15 protein-coding genes are annotated in these 15,828 nt (G+C 64.1%); 8 read left to right on the top strand and 7 right to left on the bottom strand.

Features of this window, described 5'->3' with window-relative positions:
• Positions 1-22 precede the first annotated feature (22 nt).
• A complete protein-coding gene (locus AC1RTQ_RS03785) occupies positions 23-1,735 on the bottom strand; it encodes a TIGR04028 family ABC transporter substrate-binding protein (protein ID WP_302088801.1) in 1,713 nt (570 codons plus the stop codon).
• A gap of 254 nt (positions 1,736-1,989) precedes the next feature.
• Here AC1RTQ_RS03785 and AC1RTQ_RS03780 point away from each other — a divergent pair, with 254 nt between their 5' ends.
• The 3 genes from AC1RTQ_RS03780 (at position 1,990) to AC1RTQ_RS03770 (ending at position 4,755) form a co-directional block, all read left to right on the top strand.
• Positions 1,990-2,541: an OsmC family protein gene (locus AC1RTQ_RS03780; RefSeq protein ID WP_087084412.1), complete on the top strand. Its 552-nt coding sequence runs from the start codon at positions 1,990-1,992 to the stop codon at positions 2,539-2,541.
• Between the two features lie 23 nt (positions 2,542-2,564).
• Positions 2,565-3,386 (top strand): VOC family protein, encoded by an 822-nt coding sequence (locus AC1RTQ_RS03775; RefSeq protein ID WP_492874380.1) that lies wholly within the window; start codon positions 2,565-2,567, stop codon positions 3,384-3,386.
• Between the two features lie 118 nt (positions 3,387-3,504).
• Positions 3,505-4,755, top strand: a complete 1,251-nt coding sequence (locus tag AC1RTQ_RS03770; protein ID WP_302088804.1) for an Hsp70 family protein — start codon at positions 3,505-3,507, stop codon at positions 4,753-4,755.
• Between the two features lie 111 nt (positions 4,756-4,866).
• Here the strand turns inward: AC1RTQ_RS03770 and rsmI are convergent, their stop codons facing one another.
• A complete protein-coding gene (rsmI, locus tag AC1RTQ_RS03765; RefSeq protein ID WP_492874378.1) occupies positions 4,867-5,790 on the bottom strand; it encodes a 16S rRNA (cytidine(1402)-2'-O)-methyltransferase in 924 nt (307 codons plus the stop codon).
• On the opposite strand from rsmI, the gene AC1RTQ_RS03760 reads away from it, so the two are divergent.
• The 3 genes from AC1RTQ_RS03760 to AC1RTQ_RS03750 all read left to right on the top strand — a co-directional run bounded on the left by AC1RTQ_RS03760 (position 5,790) and on the right by AC1RTQ_RS03750 (position 7,539).
• Positions 5,790-6,191: a YraN family protein gene (locus AC1RTQ_RS03760; RefSeq protein WP_492874376.1), complete on the top strand. Its 402-nt coding sequence runs from the start codon at positions 5,790-5,792 to the stop codon at positions 6,189-6,191. The genes rsmI and AC1RTQ_RS03760 overlap by 1 nt on opposite strands.
• An 89-nt stretch (positions 6,192-6,280) precedes the next feature.
• Positions 6,281-6,889, top strand: a complete 609-nt coding sequence (locus AC1RTQ_RS03755; RefSeq protein WP_492874374.1) for an SIS domain-containing protein — start codon at positions 6,281-6,283, stop codon at positions 6,887-6,889.
• Complete coding sequence (locus AC1RTQ_RS03750) at positions 6,886-7,539, top strand: BON domain-containing protein (protein ID WP_003068458.1); 654 nt, start codon at positions 6,886-6,888, stop codon at positions 7,537-7,539. Before AC1RTQ_RS03755 ends, AC1RTQ_RS03750 begins: the two co-directional genes overlap by 4 nt.
• Before the next feature lie 60 nt (positions 7,540-7,599).
• Here AC1RTQ_RS03750 and AC1RTQ_RS03745 read toward each other — a convergent pair whose 3' ends face one another.
• From AC1RTQ_RS03745 to AC1RTQ_RS03735, 3 genes are all read right to left on the bottom strand, one after another.
• The gene (locus AC1RTQ_RS03745) at positions 7,600-8,511 is read right to left on the bottom strand and encodes an NAD(P)-dependent oxidoreductase (RefSeq protein ID WP_492874372.1); all 912 of its coding nucleotides are present in this window, start codon (positions 8,509-8,511) and stop codon (positions 7,600-7,602) included.
• A gap of 159 nt (positions 8,512-8,670) precedes the next feature.
• Positions 8,671-9,807, bottom strand: coding sequence for a PilT/PilU family type 4a pilus ATPase (locus AC1RTQ_RS03740; protein WP_043375486.1), 1,137 nt, complete (start codon positions 9,805-9,807; stop codon positions 8,671-8,673).
• 123 nt (positions 9,808-9,930) lie between these two features.
• Positions 9,931-10,974, bottom strand: a complete 1,044-nt coding sequence (locus tag AC1RTQ_RS03735; RefSeq protein ID WP_302088810.1) for a type IV pilus twitching motility protein PilT — start codon at positions 10,972-10,974, stop codon at positions 9,931-9,933.
• Between the two features lie 37 nt (positions 10,975-11,011).
• Between AC1RTQ_RS03735 and AC1RTQ_RS03730 the strand changes: the two genes are divergently transcribed.
• Positions 11,012-11,734 carry a YggS family pyridoxal phosphate-dependent enzyme gene (locus AC1RTQ_RS03730; RefSeq protein WP_492874369.1) on the top strand — a complete coding sequence of 241 codons (723 nt, stop codon included), beginning with the start codon at positions 11,012-11,014 and terminating at the stop codon, positions 11,732-11,734.
• 130 nt (positions 11,735-11,864) lie between these two features.
• Here the strand turns inward: AC1RTQ_RS03730 and AC1RTQ_RS03725 are convergent, their stop codons facing one another.
• Together AC1RTQ_RS03725 and AC1RTQ_RS03720 are read right to left on the bottom strand one after the other, a co-directional pair.
• Positions 11,865-13,112 (bottom strand): branched-chain amino acid ABC transporter substrate-binding protein, encoded by a 1,248-nt coding sequence (locus AC1RTQ_RS03725; protein ID WP_492874367.1) that lies wholly within the window; start codon positions 13,110-13,112, stop codon positions 11,865-11,867.
• Positions 13,113-13,159: 47 nt separating this feature from the next.
• Complete coding sequence (locus AC1RTQ_RS03720) at positions 13,160-13,960, bottom strand: TetR/AcrR family transcriptional regulator (RefSeq protein ID WP_492874365.1); 801 nt, start codon at positions 13,958-13,960, stop codon at positions 13,160-13,162.
• Positions 13,961-14,212: 252 nt separating this feature from the next.
• Here AC1RTQ_RS03720 and AC1RTQ_RS03715 point away from each other — a divergent pair, with 252 nt between their 5' ends.
• Positions 14,213-15,811, top strand: coding sequence for an AMP-binding protein (locus tag AC1RTQ_RS03715; protein WP_492874363.1), 1,599 nt, complete (start codon positions 14,213-14,215; stop codon positions 15,809-15,811).
• Positions 15,812-15,828 lie beyond the last annotated feature (17 nt).

The following is a 15,828-nucleotide window of genomic DNA, read 5'->3' as shown; positions in this document are numbered from 1 at the left end:
CGCCTCCTTTGTCGGTGCGCGCTCAGCGCTTGGCCAGCCAGGTGCTGTAGAAGCTGGGGCGGCCCACGGCCTCGAAGCCCACTTCACGCACCCAGGTCGCACCCGCGAAGGCCTGGGGCTCCTCGAAGATCGGGATCACATAGGCCTGGTCGATCAGATAGTTCTGCACCTCGCCGGTCAGCGCCAGGCGCCGGTTGGCATCGGTCTCGGCCGCAATGGCATCGAACAGGTGGTTGAGCTTGCTGTCCTCGAAGGACTTGACCTTCTGGCTCACACCGCCTTTTTGCAGCAGCACATTGCGATTGCTCGGGTAGTAATTGCTCTTGATCACGTCGGGATCGGCGCGGCCCACCATGCCCGGCAGCACGCCGGTCTTGTCGGGGTCCAGCGTGTCCACCGTGCGGCTGCCCGAGTCTCCGGCCAGCACATTGAGCTTGATGCCCAGCCTGGCCCATTGCTGGGCCACCAGTTGCAAGGTCTCCTTGTTCTGCGGCTGGGGCAGGGATTCGTAGGTCGAGAGCACGAAGTCCTGGCCGTTCTTCTGGCGCAGGCCGTTGGCGCCCAGGCTCCAGCCGGCCTCGTCGAGCAATTGCCTGGCCCTGGCCTCGTCAAAGACCAGCTTGGCCGACAGGTCCACATAGCCGGCTGCCGTGGAGGCGATCACCGAACGTGCCTGAGGGTAGCGCGGCGAGAACAGGGTCTCCACAATCTCCTTGGTATTGGTGCCATGCAGCAGGGCCTGGCGCACCTTGAGGTCGGCCACCAGGGCGTTGTCGGGGCGGATCGCGATGCTGTTGTTCACACCGCGCGTGGATGGTGCGTAGATGGTGAACTTCTGCTGCTCCACGCGCTTTTCGTCATAGGCCTGGACCTGGCGGATGAAGCCGGCCTGGCCGGCCAGCAGCGCACCTATGCGCACGCTGTCCTCGGGGGTGACGATGAACTTGACTTCATCCAGGCGTGCGCGGCCCTGGTGGGCCAGCTTGGCCGGACCCCAGCGGTAGTCCTGGCGCGCCTTGAGTACCAGCTCCTTGCCCAGGGTCTCGCTGGCCACCACGAAGGGGCCCGAACCGATGATGCGCGTGGCGTCGCCCAGCTCCTCGAATGGACGATCCAGCGTGGCCGGCGAGACCAGGCCCGAGCCGATCACCGAAGTGCCCTGGAGAAAGCCCGGTGAGGGCTTTTTGAAGAAGAACTTCACAGTCAGCGGATCGACGACTTCGCTGCGCTCGTAATTGTTGATGACCTCGGAAACCGGCTGCTTGAGCGCCTTGTTGCCCAGACCGTAGGTGTCGAAGTTGCGCGCCACGGCGGCTGCGTCCAGCGGTGATCCGTCCGAGAAGCTCACCCCGGAGCGCAGCTTGAAGCTGTACTCGGTGGCATCGGCGTTCACGGTCCAGGACTCGGCGATCCAGGGCTGGATCTCCAGTGTTTCGGGGTCCTGGTAGGTCAGCTTGTCCGTGATCTGGTTGAGCACGCCACCGTTGGGATAAAAGCCCCCGGCAGGCGGATAGAGATTGGTATGTGCCTGCTGTTCCAGGTAGACCAGGGTGCCGCCCTGAGCCGGCTTGGCCGAGGCATCGGCCTGGGCCGTGCCGGATTGCCTGGAGCAGCCAGCCAGCAGCATGCTGCCCGTCAGCACTGCCACTGCGGCCCATAGAGTCTGGCGTTTGGCCGACTTGTTCACTGGCTGTTTGATCGACGGATCCGTCTGCGAAGGGAAAAACACGTTCATACCTCGTCGCCACATGGCGTTAAAAACTCAGGTTCCGGACGCATTGCCGCAGCGGCTGTCCGGATTCATGGCTCTCATGCTATCGACGCCAAATATTCGTGTTCATATATTGAGTAGCATCGTTATTCGAAAAACAACTAAGCGGCGGGAGCCTGCATATTTGCTGAGCGCATAAGCGCAGGCGAATTCCTTTGTTGGTCCGGCAGGCCGCTCTCACAACAATGGCCAGGCATTCCTTCATCGAAAGCCCGCTCATGAGTCATCTCAACGAATATCTATCCGAAAAACGCGCGGCCGTGCTGGCACGCAGCGCCGCCATTGCGGCGGGCACGGCCCAGGCCGCCAGACTCAAGGCCAGCGTGCGTGCCGAGGGGCGCAGCGGCGTGCGCCGCCTGCGCATCCGCGAGCACCAGGTCATCAGCGACAGCCCGCCCGACTTCGCAGGCTACAACCTGGGGCCGAGCTCGCCCGAGCTGCAGCTGGGCGTGCTGGGCACCTGCGTGACCCATATCTTTCTGATCCAGGCGGCCGAGCGTCAGGTACCGCTGGAGAGCCTGGAGGTCGAGGTCACGGGCGTCATCGACCCGCGCGGTGGCAAGCCCGGCCACGAGGCGACGCCGATCTGGCCGCACGATATCGGCTATACCGTGCATATCGATTCGCCGGCCAGCCGCGCCGAGATCGATGCACTGTTCGAGGCCGTGGAGAGAACCTGCCCCATCCTGAACCTGCTGCGCAACCCCCAGTCCATCCGCGCCGAGGTGCGCCATACCGACTCCAGCGCGCCCGAGCGCCTGGCGGCCTGAGAACCTTTTGGAAAGACTTTTGCATGAGCTTGCCACTCGACCATATCGTCATCGCGGTCCAGGACCTGGAACGCACGATTGCCGACTACCAGTCCCTGGGTTTCAATGTGCTGCGCGGCGGCGAGCACCCGGGCCGCTCCACGCACAACGCCCTGGTGGTTTTTGCCGACGGCGCTTATTTCGAACTCATTGCCTGGCGTGCTGCCGCGCCCGAGGAGCGCTGGTGGCAGCAACTGCATCAGCACGGCGAAGGGCTGGTCGACTTCGCGCTGCTGCCCACTGAGACTGGCGCCGTGGTGGCGGCGGCCCAGGCGCGCGGCCTGGACTATGAAGCCCCTTATGAGGGCGGACGTCTGCGTCCCGATGGAGAGCAACTGCGCTGGCGCAATGCACGCGCCCACAGCCAGGATCTGCCGTTTCTGTGCGGTGACCTGACGCCGCGTGTCTTGCGCGTGCCCGAAGGCCAGGCCCGTGTGCATCCCAATGGCGCGACCGGCGTGGCCCGTCTGGAGGTGGCGGTGCAGGACCTGCAGGCCAGCCTGGCGCGCTGGCGGGCATTGCTCGGCGATGCAGTGAGCGTCGGCCCGCTGCGGGTCTCGGCCGACGGCAGCACGCAGCAGGTGTCGCTGGGTCTGGGCGCCACCGAGCTGGTGCTGGCCGCACCCATACAGGCTGCGGGCCCCCTGGCCCAAAGACTGGCCACGCGCGGCGAAGGCCCTTATGCGGTCGTGCTGTCAGTGCCGCAGCAGGCAGCAGCAGGGGGACTGGACGAAGTTGCTACCCACGGGGTGCGCATTGAACTGGAACAGCATTCCGGGATCGAGGTGGAAACCGCCGCCGCCTAGGCCCAATAACAGGGGCGCTAGAATAGCGCCCCCGCTGACACCCATGCCCACTTCGGTGGGCGTTTTCGTTGCGGCCGCGGCAGCCTTTGCGGGCCGGCGCGGTGCAGCGCTGCCTTTCATGACCACAGCTCTCACGCCTGCCACTCTGGGCATCGATTTCGGAACGTCCAACTCTGCCGCTGCCTATCGCCTGCCTGGCAAGACCGCCGCTTTGCTGCCCCTGGAAGGGGCGGCCACCGGCATGCCCACGGCGCTGTTCTTCAATACCGAAGAGCACAGCACGCATTTCGGCCGCGATGCCATGCAACAGTATCTGGCCGGCGAGGAGGGGCGTCTGATGCGCTCCCTCAAAAGCCTGCTGGGCAGCAGCCTGTTGCTGGAAAAGACCGCGGTGCACGAGCAGCTTGTCAGCTACCAGGACATCATCGCGATCTTTCTCAAGCGTGTGGCCGATCAGGCGCGCCAGGCGCTGGACGGACGTCTGCCCGAGCGTGTGGTGCTGGGGCGTCCCGTGCATTTTGTCGACGAGCACCCGCAGCGAGACCGTCAGGCGCAGGACGCCCTGGCCGCTGCGGCGCGCGCCGCCGGCCTGGGCGAAGTCAGCTTTCAGCTGGAGCCGATTGCGGCAGCACTGGACTACGAACAGCGCCTGAGCGAGGAGCAACTGGTGCTGGTGGTCGATATCGGCGGTGGCACCTCGGACTTCACGGTGGTGCGTCTGGGCCCGCAACAGGCCGGACATGCAGACCGTACTCAGGACATTCTTGCCACCACCGGCGTGCATATCGGGGGCACGGATTTCGACCATCGCCTCAATGTGGCCCAGGTCATGCCGCTGCTGGGCTACAAGCACATCGGCCCCAGCGGGCGTGAGGTACCCAGCAGCGTGTTCTTCGATCTCTCCACCTGGCATCTGATCCAGTGGCTGTACACGGCCAAGGCCCTGGCTTCGGCACGCGGTCTCAAGAGCGATTACAGCGATCTGCAACTGCACCAGCGCCTGATGAAGGTGCTGGATTGGCGTGAAGGCCACAGGCTGGCCGATGCGGTGGAGCAGGCCAAGATTGCGGCTTCGCAAAGTCATGCGGCCTCGGCCATAGCGCTGGACTGGCTGGAGCAAGACCTGCCAGCGGCCATCTCCCCGGAGGTGCTGCAGGAGCAGTTGCAGGCCTTGCTGCTGCAGGTCGTTGAATGTGCGCAGGACTGTGTACGCCAGGCCGGCGTGGCGGCACCTGACGCCATCTATCTGACCGGCGGCTCGTCGGCCCTGCGGACCCTGCGCGATGCGCTGCGCGTCGCTTTTCCGGATGTGCCGCAGGTCGAAGGCGACCTGTTTGGTGGCGTGGCAACCGGTCTGGCCTATGCCTGAGCTTGAAGCCCCCTGAGCCGCTCCGCGGCTTCTCCCGTGGGGGATAACACCCGCGCTGCGAGGCGGCCCTTGCCAGGCGTCTGCGGTTTGTACCGCGCCCGGTTGACGTGCTTATTCCTCTTCGGCGGCTCGCTTGAGCTCCAGCGCACGGTCGTAGAGCGTGTTGCGACTGGCTCCCGTGATTTCGGCGGCCAGCTTCACGGCCGTCTTGGTCGGCAACTCGGCCAGCAGCAGCTTGAGCACACGCTCGGCCTCGCCTGACTCCTGTTGCACCGTCACCGGGTGCAGCACGATGGCGAACTCGCCCTTGACTCGCTGTGGCGAGGCCTGCAGCCAGGCTGCCAGCTTGTGGGCCGGCATGCTCGCGATATCTTCAAACTGCTTGGTGATTTCGCGCGCCAGCGTGACGCGACGCTCGCCCAGCAAGGCCAGTGCCTGGGCCAGCTCGATGATGCGGTGCGGGGCTTCCAGCAGAACGGTGCAACGCGGCTGTTCGGCCAGTTTTTGCACGGCGGCCAGTCGTTCGGCATTCTTGGTGGGCAAGAAGCCGGCAAACACAAAACCGCTTTCGCCCTGTGCCGGCGTGACGGCACCGGCCACGCTGATGGCCGATGTCACGCTGCTGGCGCCGGGCAGCGGAATGCTGCGCAGCCCCACGGCCTGCAGCGCCGCGCACAGGCGCGCGCCCGGGTCGCTGACGCCGGGCGTGCCTGCATCGCTGACATAGGCGATGCGCTGGCCTTGCTGCAGGCGCTCGATCACCTGCTGGGCGGCTTCTGCCTCGTTGTGCTGATGCACGGCCAGCAACTGGTTGCCGGGGCGCTCCAGCCCGTAGCTGCGCAGCATGCCCTGGGTGTGGCGCGTGTCTTCGCAGGCGATGCAGTCCACGATCTGCAGCACATGCAGCGAGCGCAGGCTGATGTCGGCCAGATTGCCAATCGGCGTCGCCACCACATACAGGGCTGCCTGCGGATAATGCTGGGAAGCGGCCGCGTCATGTGCGGCAGTCAGTGCAGAGGCGAAAGAGGTAGTCAATGGATTTCCTTGGAAAGCGGCCCAAGCCGGCGCAAAGCACAACCGCACGCGGGCAACAGGCCGAGGATGCTGCGTTGGCCCATTTGCAGGCACGGGGCCTTAAGCTTGTCGAGCGCAATTATCGGACGCCGAGCCGTGGTGGCGGCGAAATCGACCTGATCCTGCGTGACCGCGACGGGTCTTTGGTGTTCGCGGAAGTCCGCAGCCGCAACACCGAGCGCTTCGGCGGTGCCGGCGCCAGCATCGGCCGCCTCAAGCAGCAACGCATTGTGCTGGCCGCCAGGCACTATCTGATGAGGCTTGCGGCAGCGCCGCCGTGCCGCTTTGATGTGGTGCTGGTCGACAGCTCCGGGAACCAGATGCGCATCGAGTGGCTCCAAGCGGCATTCGAGGCGCTTTAGTCGCCGCGTCATAGTTGTGCGCAACACTGATGCGCAAATAACGGTTTGCTACCAAAGAGATAACAGGTGGCGGGTATCATCGGGCCTCCATGCTAGAGCAACGAATTCAACAGCATTTCATCGACAGTGCCGACCTGAAGTACCAGGCCGCCCAAGCGCTGAGTCAACCTATTGCTTCCGCCGTACAGGCCATGCTGGCCTGCGTGACGGGCGGCGGCAAGGTGTTGGCCTGCGGTTCGGGTGTTTCGGCCAGCGATGCCCAGTTATTTGCCTCCCTGTGCGTGACAGGGTTCGAGCGCGATCGTCCCGAGCTGGCGGCCGTGGCCCTGACTTCCGATGGCGGCCTGCTGGGCAGCGTGGGAGCCACGGGCTCGGGCGGCAATGCCAGCCAGTACCTGGCACGTCAGGTGCGGGCGCTGGGGCAGCCCGGCGATCTGCTGCTGCTCATGTCGGTGACCGGCAACGACACGGCCGTGCTGGATGCCCTGGAAGCCGCCCACGAGCGCGACATGATGGCCGTGGTCTTGACAGGCCGCACCGGCGGCAATCTGGCCACCGCCGTGCGCGAGACCGATGTACTGATCTGCGTGCCCCACGACCGTGCGGCGCGCGTGCGTGAAACCCATACCTTGATCCTGCACTGTCTCGCCGACGGTGTGGACTCTCAACTGCTTGGTGACCAGGAGATGCCTTTATGAAGTTGAAGTGGACCCGTGTTGCATGTGCGGCCCTGACCGTTGCCGCTCTGGGCGGTGCCTTGAGCGGTTGCGTGGCTCTGGTGGGTGGCGGTGCCGCTGTGGCGGGCATGTCGGCAGTGGACAGGCGCACCACCGGCACTCAGGTTGAGGACCAGGGCATCGAGCTGCGTGCCGGCAATCGCATCAGCGAGGTGATGGGCGACAAGGCCCGTGTCAGTGCCACCAGCTACAACCGTGTAGTGCTGCTGACCGGTCAGGCAGGCAATGCGACGGACAAGGCGACCATCGAGAAACTGGTGCGCGAACAATCCACCGTACGCCAGGTCTATAACGAGATCGAGGTCGCGCCTTTCACGGCCACTCTGGGTCAGCGCTCCCAGGATTCTCTGATCACGACCAAGGTCAAGGCCAGTCTGGTCAATGCCAAGGACATTTCATCCTCGGCCATCAAGGTCGTGACCGAGAACAACGTGGTCTATCTGATGGGCATAGTCACGCCGCGCGAATCCAAGCGGGCTGCCGAGATTGCCCGTGGCGTCAACGATGTGAGCAAGGTTGTGCGCCTGTTTGAGGTTATCTCCGAAGATGAGCTGGCTGCTGCAACATCCAAGGCCGCCCCTGTGGTCGAGGATCGCTCCAGCATGAACTGAGGCGAGCTGAGGGCACAAAAAAGCCGGACTCGAGTCCGGCTTTTTTCATGGCGCAGCGGCTCAGCGCAAGCGCTGAATCAGGCTGGATGTATCCCAGCGATTGCCCCCCATGGCCTGTACATCGGCATAGAACTGGTCTACCAGCGCGGTGACGGGAAGGCGTGCGCCATTGCGCTGGGCCTCGGCCAGCACCAGTCCCAGATCCTTGCGCATCCAGTCCACGGCAAAGCCGAAGTCGAACTTGCCCACGGCCATGGTCTTGCCGCGATTGTCCATCTGCCAGCTCTGGGCCGCGCCCTTGCCGATCACGTCGAGGACCTTCTCCACATCCAGATCGGCACGCAGACCAAAGGCAATGGCTTCGGACAGGCCCTGGACCAGGCCCGCAATGCAGATCTGATTGACCATCTTGGTCAGCTGGCCGTTGCCGCATGCGCCCATATAGGTAAAGGCGCGCGAGAAGGCATCGGCCACCGGTGCCACCTGATCGAAGACCTCCTGATCGCCGCCGCACATGACGGTGAGCTGGCCGTTGACCGCCCCGGCCTGACCGCCCGATACCGGGGCGTCCATGAAGTGCAGGCCGCGTTTGCGTGCTTCGGCATACAGCTCGCGTGCCACCTGGGCCGAGGCCGTGGTGTGATCGACAAAGATGGCGCCAGGCTCCATGCCCGCAAAGGCACCGTCGTCGCCCAGCGCAATCGAGCGCAGGTCGTCATCGTTGCCCACGCAGCAAAAGACCATGCGTGCGCCCTTGACGGCTTCACGGGGTGTGGCCGCATGGCTGCCGCCGGGGAACTCCTCTGCCCAGGCCTCGGCCTTGGCCGCCGTGCGGTTGTAGACCGTGACCTGATGGCCAGCCGCAGCCAGGTGCCCGGCCATGGGAGAGCCCATGACACCCAGGCCCAGAAAGGCCACAGGAGTGGAAGCGCAAGCAGCGTAGCTGCGGGAGGCGATGGTGGCTGTGCTCATGAAATCCTCTAAGACTTGGTGCGGAATAGTTCGATCATGGTAGCGCCGCAGTGCATGGCTCCGGTGGCGCGGCGCATGGTAGCGGCTGCTTGCAAGAGCCTGGGTGGCACCGCATCCCTGCAGTGTCCCGGGCAAGGGCGTACCAGCGCCTTTGAGGGCTTAAACGATAGTCAGATGCTCGGTGCCGGCTGCCAGGTCCAGAGTCCGGGCGCGCTGGCTGTTGAGCTTGATCTGCAGACGCAGGTCGTTGACCGAGTCTGCATTGCGCAGCGCATCTTCGTAGGTGATGAGATTGGATTCGAACAGGTCGAACAGCGCCTGGTCAAAGGTCTGCATGCCGATATTGCGGCTTTTCTTCATGATCTCCTTGATCTCGACGACCTCGCCCTTGAAGATCAGGTCGGCGATCAGCGGCGAGTTGAGCATCACCTCGATGGCCGCTACACGGCCCTTGCTGTCCTGCTTGGGGATCAGGCGCTGGGAAATGATGGCCCGCAGATTCAGCGAAACGTCCATCAGCAGTTGCGGGCGACGCTCTTCGGGGAAGAAGTTGACGATGCGGTCCAGCGCCTGGTTGGCACTGTTGGCGTGCAGCGTGGCCAGGCACAGGTGACCGGTTTCAGAGAACGCAATCGCGTGCTCCATGGTTTCGCGGTCGCGGATTTCGCCCATCAAAATCACATCGGGAGCCTGGCGCAGCGTGTTCTTGAGTGCCGCTTCCCAGCTGTCCGTATCCAGCCCCACCTCGCGTTGCGTGACTACGCAGTTCTTGTGCGGATGCACGAATTCCACGGGGTCTTCCACCGTGATGATGTGGCCGAAGGAGTTCTCGTTGCGCCAGTCCACCATGGCAGCCAGCGTGGTGGACTTGCCCGAGCCCGTCGCGCCCACCAGGACGCACAGGCCGCGCTTGGTCATGGTCACTTCCTTGAGCACCTGCGGCACGCCCAGGCCGTCAATCGTGGGCAGGGTGGTGGGAATGGTACGCAGCACCATGCCGACCTTGCCCTGCTGCATGAAGGCATTGACGCGGAAGCGACCCACGCCGGCCGGCGAGATGGCGAAGTTGCACTCCTTGGTGTGCTCGAAGTCCGCCACCTGCCTGTCGTTCATGATGGAGCGTGCCAGGGCCAGCGTATGCAGCGGGCTCAGCGGCTGGGGCGAGACCTTGGTGACTTTGCCGTCAATCTTGATGGCGGGCGGAAACTCCGCCGTGATGAACAGGTCGCTGCCGTTGCGGCTGACCATGAGCTTGAGCAGATCGTTGATGAATTTACTGGCCTGACCGCGTTCCATGATCGTTCCTTGATGCAGCGTCAAAATTGGCAGAGCCCAAGTGAGAGACGCCGAGCAAGAGCCGCCTCGCGGCGAGGGCGTCGTCCCCCTGGGGGGAAGCGGCAACGCCGCTCAGGGGGAGCCTTATCCCGGAAAGTTCTCGGGAATCTTGGCCTTGCTGCGCGCTTCGGCCGGGCTGATGAGGTTGCGGCGCACCAGATCGGTCAGGTTCTGGTCCAGGGTCTGCATGCCCATGTTCTGGCTGGTCTGGATGGTGGAGTACATCTGTGCCACCTTGGCCTCGCGAATCAGGTTGCGGATGGCGGGCGTGCCCAGCATGATCTCGTGCGCGGCCACGCGGCCCTGGCCGTCCTTGGTCTTGCACAGCGTCTGCGAGATCACGGCCTGCAGCGACTCGGAGAGCATGGAGCGCACCATTTCCTTTTCCTCGGCCGGGAACACGTCGATGATACGGTCGATGGTCTTGGCCGCCGACGAGGTGTGCAGCGTGCCGAACACCAGGTGACCGGTTTCGGCCGCCGTCATGGCCAGGCGGATGGTTTCCAGGTCGCGCATTTCGCCGACCAGAATCGCGTCCGGGTCTTCACGCAGCGCGGACTTCAGCGCTGCCGCGAATGACAGCGTCATGGGGCCGACTTCGCGCTGGTTGATCAGGCATTTCTTGGACTCGTGCACGAATTCGATGGGGTCTTCCACCGTCAGGATATGGCCGTACTCGGTCTCGTTGAGGTAGTTGACCATGGCCGCCAGCGTGGTGGACTTGCCCGAGCCGGTGGGGCCGGTCACCAGCACCAGGCCGCGCGGCTTCAGGGCCAGCTCGCCAAAGATCTTGGGGGCGTTGAGCTGCTCCAGCGTCAGGATCTTGCTGGGAATGGTACGGAACACGGCCGCCGCGCCGCGGTTCTGGTTGAAGGCATTGACACGAAAACGGGCCAGGCCTTCGATCTCGAACGAAAAGTCCACTTCCAGAAACTCTTCGTACTGCTTGCGCTGGGCATCGCTCATGATGTCGTAGACCATGGCGTGCACGGTCTTGTGGTCGAGCGGATCGATGTTGATGCGACGCACATCGCCGTGGACGCGAATCATGGGGGGCAGGCCTGCCGACAAATGCAAGTCCGAAGCCTTGTTCTTGACACTGAATGCCAGCAATTGCGTGATATCCACGGAGATCCCTCTCTGGTTTGATACTCTGGCGCCAATTATGACGACGATTGAAAACAATCTGGGGCAGATTCATGCCCGCATCGCAGCCGCTTGCGCCAGTGCAAGCCGGCCCATGACATCGGTGCAGCTGCTGGCCGTTTCCAAGACCTTTGGCGCGGATGCGGTGCGCGAGGCCGTGCTGGCCGGCCAGCGCAGCTTTGGCGAGAACTATATCCAGGAGGCCGTGGAGAAAATGGCCGCAGTGCGCGCCATGCAGCTGGCAGGCGGCGAGGCGCTGCAATGGCATTGCATAGGCCCCATCCAGAGCAACAAGACGCGGCTGGTGGCCGAGAATTTCGACTGGGCCCAGACCGTGGACCGGCTCAAGATCGCCGAGCGCCTTTCGGCCCAGCGTCCGCAGGGCATGGCACCGCTCAATGTCTGCATCCAGGTCAATGTGGATGGCGGCAGCACCAAGTCCGGCGTCGTGGCCGCGCAAGCCCTGGAGCTGGCCGAAGCCATGGTGAAACTGCCCAATCTGCAGCTGCGCGGCATCATGAGCATTCCTGACGACACTTCTGATTTCGAAGCGCAGTGCGAAGTCCACAAAAGGGCTGCGTCCATCTTTCACGCCATAAAGTCCAGCGCTCTCGCGGGGCTGGAGCATTTCGACACGCTGTCCATGGGCATGACCGGCGATCTGGAGGCGGCCGTGGCGGCGGGCAGCACCATGGTGCGCGTGGGCAGCGGGATCTTTGGAAAGCGGAGCTACACCCCCTGAGCGGCTGCGCCGCTTCCCCCTCTCTCTACGCGCTGTGCGCTAAGGGAGGGAGACGACAGCCTCGCTGCGGGGCGGCCCTTGCTTGCTGTCTCCTGTTGGGGCCGCGCCAGTTTCAGATGTTCGCTCTGGCTCAAGGTCGCTTCATCTGGCAGTCGGTCGGTAGATCAAGCTGCTGGGCGGAATAGACGGCATCGGTTCTGAAGCCGTAGTTCGTGCCTTCCCAGCCGGTCTTGACCAGCTTGCCGTCCACGGGGGCGATGGTGTTGACGACCTGGGGCAGCAGCAGCTGATGGTCCTTGCCGCGCATCCTGACGGGGCCGAAGACGGTGTCCATGGACATGTCCTCCATGGCCCTGGCGATCTTCACGGGCTCGGTGGACTGGGCCTTGGCCATGGCAGCGGCCAGCATGCGCGGCACCAGGTCCATGCGCGGTGCCAGAAAGTCCTGGTTCATCCTGGCCTTGTACTCCCGGGCGCGGGCGTCGGCCTGGGCGCGGTCGGCCATGCCGGGATGCCATTCCGCGACCCATGTCACCTGGCCTATCTTTGCCTGGGAAATGGAGGTCACGGTGCCTGGAAAGCCGCCTGCGCTATGGTTGAAGTAGCGCAGGTTGTAGCCCGAGTCTCCGGCGGACTTGAGCAGCAGAGCCAGATCCTGGCCCCAGTTGCCGGTGATGACCGAATCGGTTCCGGCTTCCTTGATCTTGGCCACGTAGGGGGCAAAGTCCTTGATGCGACCCATGGGGTGCAGGGTCTCGCCCACGAACTGTACGTCTGGTCTTGCCTTGCCGACCATGCTGCGACCGAAGCTGGCCCATTGCTTGCCGTGGGCATAGTCCTGGTTGAGCAGAAAGACCTTGCCGATCTCGGGCTGGGTCTTGATGTAGTTCGCAATGGCCTGCATGCGCATGGCGGTGTTGGCATCGAACATGAAATGCCAGAAGCTGCAGGACTTGCCGGTCAGCTCGGGATCGATGGAGCTGTGGTTGAGTATCAGCACCTCCTTGCCCGGATTGCGCTGGTTGTAGCGCGATGCCGCCTGTACCAGCGCCGTGACCACCGAGGAGCCCGATCCCCCCGTCACCACCACGCGTGCCCCCTGGTCAATGGCCGCCTGCAGCGTGCTCTGGCTCTCCTGGGCCGAGAGCTTGCTGTCGAACTGCAGCAGCTGGAATTTCGCGCCGTTGTAGAGGCCGCCCTTGGCATTCACGTCATCGACGGCAAAGAGCACATGGTTGCGCATGACTTCTCCCACATTGGCAAACGGGCCGGAGAGCGGGTCGATGAATGCGATCTTGAACGGCTCTGCCGTCTGGGCGGATACGCTGCCGGCGCAAAGACCGGCAGCCAGCGCAATGGCTGAGAAGCGAACGGGCATGGTTTTGTCTCCAGGGAATTGGAATGGCGCCTTGGCCTCTGGGGCTCTCAACTGGCGCTGTGGCTGGTGGAGGAAGCGCTCTTGCGGCGCCTGGGGGGCGAAGTGTCTTGTGGCTGTGGCTGTGGCGGCGACGCAGTGCGGCTCGCGCGCTTGCGAGGCGCAGGGACAGGGGCGGGTGCAGGGACAGGGGCAGGGTTGCGCAGGCCCAGCACGCGCGAGGCCAGATCGGTCAGTTCGACCACCATCTCGGCCGGGCCCAGCTTGCCGCCGGGCTGGTACCAGTTGTAGAGAAAGCCGGGCAGGCTGCAGGCCGCCTGGGCCGTGATGCGGGTGTCGCGGAAATCGAAATGCCCGCTGGCGCGGCCTTCGTCGAGCAGGGCGCAGAACTGCCTGTAGAACTGCTGGGCCACATTGCGCGAGGCCTTGAGATAGGCGGGGCTGAAGGCCTGCGGCTCGCGGTAGGGGAAAAAGCCCGCCGGATAGTGCGCAATGGTCGCGGCGATCAGCCGCTGCAGGCCGTCGATGGCTTTTTCATGCGCGGGGCGCGGGTCGTCGGCCGCAAAGTCCAGCACCGTAAAGCAGGCCTCGGTCGGAGCCCAGCACAGGGTCTCGAAGATTTCCTGCTTGTTGCGGAAGTAGTAGTAGACGAAAGGCTTGGTCACGCCCAGCGCCTGCACGATCTGCTCGATGGTGGTGTTGGCATAGCCATAGCGATCGAACAAGGCTTCGGTGGCCTTGAGAATGCGCTCGCGCTTCTCGTCGGAGCCGGCCGTGGGCAGGCGCTGGCGGCCGCGTGGCGCCACGGGGGCCGCCGGCTTTCTGACGGTCTTTCTGGATGGGGCGGACATGAGGGTTTGCGCGTGTCGCATTCGTTATACCAATGGGTAGCATTGTTCTACCGGCAGGTATACATTGACAAGACGCCGAGCAGCAGATTGCCCTAAGGCAATCCCTGAGAACGCCCGCAAAGTGGCGCCGTTGCCCGGCTTTCACGATAGGACTTACGCAGACAAGGATTCATCAGGACTGTCTTCCTGAGACAAGGCGTTTTCCTGAGTTTGATTTGCGTAAGTCGTGCACGAGACACCCAGGAGACAACCATGGCTGAATCCGAGATCCTCATTGCCCTGCATGAGGCCTTGCGCCGCAACGCACGCCAGCATCCCGAGCGCGATGCCTATATCTGGTACGGGCAGCACATCAGCTGGCGCCAGGTGGATGAGGCCAGCGATGCCGTGGCCGCGCACCTGCAGCAGCTGGGCGTGAAGCGGGGCGAGCCCGTCGCCCTGTTCATGAACAACTGCCCGCAGTACATCGTTGCGCATTACGCGGTGCAGAAGATCGGCGCCATCGTCTGCCCCTGCGGGCCGCTGAACAAGGAGCACGAGCTCGAATACCAGCTCAACGATCTGCAGGCCCGGATCATCATCGCAGCCGATGTGCTGCTGCCCGTGGTGGACAAGGTGCGCAGCAGCACGGCGCTGCAGCATGTGCTGGCCGTGCGCTATGGCGACTGGCTTCCGGCAGTGCCCACGCTGCCCCTGCCTGCCGAGCTGCAGGCCCCCGTGCAGCAGCTGCCCGCCGATGTGACGTCGTTCTGGGATCTCATGCACAGCGCTGCCAGGCCTTCCCATGTCGAGGTGGACATGGACGATGTGGCGCTGATGACCTATACCTCGGGCACCACGGGCCTGCCCAAGGGCGCCATGCTGAGTTTTGGCGCGGCCGCGTACAAGACCGCCGGTGCGTCCCGGGTGACCGGGGTCAGCGCCGAGGATGTCCTGCTGGCCGTGGCGCCGCTCTATCACATCGCCGGCATGTCCATGGGCGTGAACATGCCCGTGCATTCGGGGGCGCCATGCGTGCTGCTGCATCGCTTCGATCCGCTGGCCGTGGCGCAGGCGCTGGAGCGCTATCGCGTCAGCTGGTGGTACAGCATCGCGCCCATGAATGTGGCGCTGATGCAGGTGCCCGACGTGGAGAAGATGGATTTCAGCGCGCTGCGCCGCAACACCGTCACCAGCTTCGGCATCACCTACACCGAGGATCTGGCGCAGCAGTGGCGCCGGTTTGCACCCAATGCCGTCTCCAGCGAGGCGGCCTACGGCCTGTCCGAAACCCACACCATGGATACCTTCATGCCCGGCGATGCCATCCGCTGGGGCACGCATGGCAAGCCCGCGCCGGGCAACGAGATCCGGGTGATAGATCCGGAGACCGGCGCGCCGCTGGCGGCAGGCGAGGTGGGTGAGATCATCATTCGCGGCCCGGGCAACTTCAAGGGCTACTGGAACAAGCCCGAGGCCACGGCCAGGACGCTCAAGGATGGCTGGGTGCATACCGGCGACATGGGCAAGTTCGATGCGGACGGCTATCTGACCTTCATCGGCCGCTTCAAGGAAATGATCAAGGTCTCGGGCTACAGCGTCTTCCCCGAGGAGGTGGAGACCATTCTGATCAAGCATCCGGCCATCGCCCAGGCGGCCGTGATCGGTGTTGCCGACGCCCAGAAGGGCGAAGTCGTGCGCGCCTTCATCGTGCGCAAGCCGGGGCAGAGCCTGGAGGCGGACGGACTGCTGGCCTGGAGCAAGGAAAACATGGCCAGCTACAAGGCTCCGCGCGAGGTGCGTTTCATCGATGCCTTGCCGGCCACCGGCGCAGGCAAGGTATTGCGCAGATTGCTCAGAGACATTCCCTGAGTCATTGCGCCAAAAGT

The organism is Comamonas sp. GW821-FHT11H03 (genome assembly GCF_058807955.1).
This window is presented reverse-complemented; position numbering and strand designations above follow the sequence as displayed.

Coding starts and splice junctions, on each gene's coding strand:
- AC1RTQ_RS03780 (WP_087084412.1), top strand. CDS start 1,990: ATGAGTCATCTCAACGAATATCTATCCGAAAAACGCGCGGCCGTGCTG.
- AC1RTQ_RS03720 (WP_492874365.1), bottom strand. CDS start 13,960: ATGTCCGCCCCATCCAGAAAGACCGTCAGAAAGCCGGCGGCCCCCGTG.
- AC1RTQ_RS03730 (WP_492874369.1), top strand. CDS start 11,012: ATGACGACGATTGAAAACAATCTGGGGCAGATTCATGCCCGCATCGCA.
- AC1RTQ_RS03750 (WP_003068458.1), top strand. CDS start 6,886: ATGAAGTTGAAGTGGACCCGTGTTGCATGTGCGGCCCTGACCGTTGCC.
- AC1RTQ_RS03745 (WP_492874372.1), bottom strand. CDS start 8,511: ATGAGCACAGCCACCATCGCCTCCCGCAGCTACGCTGCTTGCGCTTCC.
- AC1RTQ_RS03785 (WP_302088801.1), bottom strand. CDS start 1,735: ATGAACGTGTTTTTCCCTTCGCAGACGGATCCGTCGATCAAACAGCCA.
- AC1RTQ_RS03760 (WP_492874376.1), top strand. CDS start 5,790: ATGGATTTCCTTGGAAAGCGGCCCAAGCCGGCGCAAAGCACAACCGCA.
- AC1RTQ_RS03755 (WP_492874374.1), top strand. CDS start 6,281: ATGCTAGAGCAACGAATTCAACAGCATTTCATCGACAGTGCCGACCTG.
- AC1RTQ_RS03725 (WP_492874367.1), bottom strand. CDS start 13,112: ATGCCCGTTCGCTTCTCAGCCATTGCGCTGGCTGCCGGTCTTTGCGCC.
- AC1RTQ_RS03715 (WP_492874363.1), top strand. CDS start 14,213: ATGGCTGAATCCGAGATCCTCATTGCCCTGCATGAGGCCTTGCGCCGC.
- AC1RTQ_RS03775 (WP_492874380.1), top strand. CDS start 2,565: ATGAGCTTGCCACTCGACCATATCGTCATCGCGGTCCAGGACCTGGAA.
- AC1RTQ_RS03740 (WP_043375486.1), bottom strand. CDS start 9,807: ATGGAACGCGGTCAGGCCAGTAAATTCATCAACGATCTGCTCAAGCTC.
- AC1RTQ_RS03770 (WP_302088804.1), top strand. CDS start 3,505: ATGACCACAGCTCTCACGCCTGCCACTCTGGGCATCGATTTCGGAACG.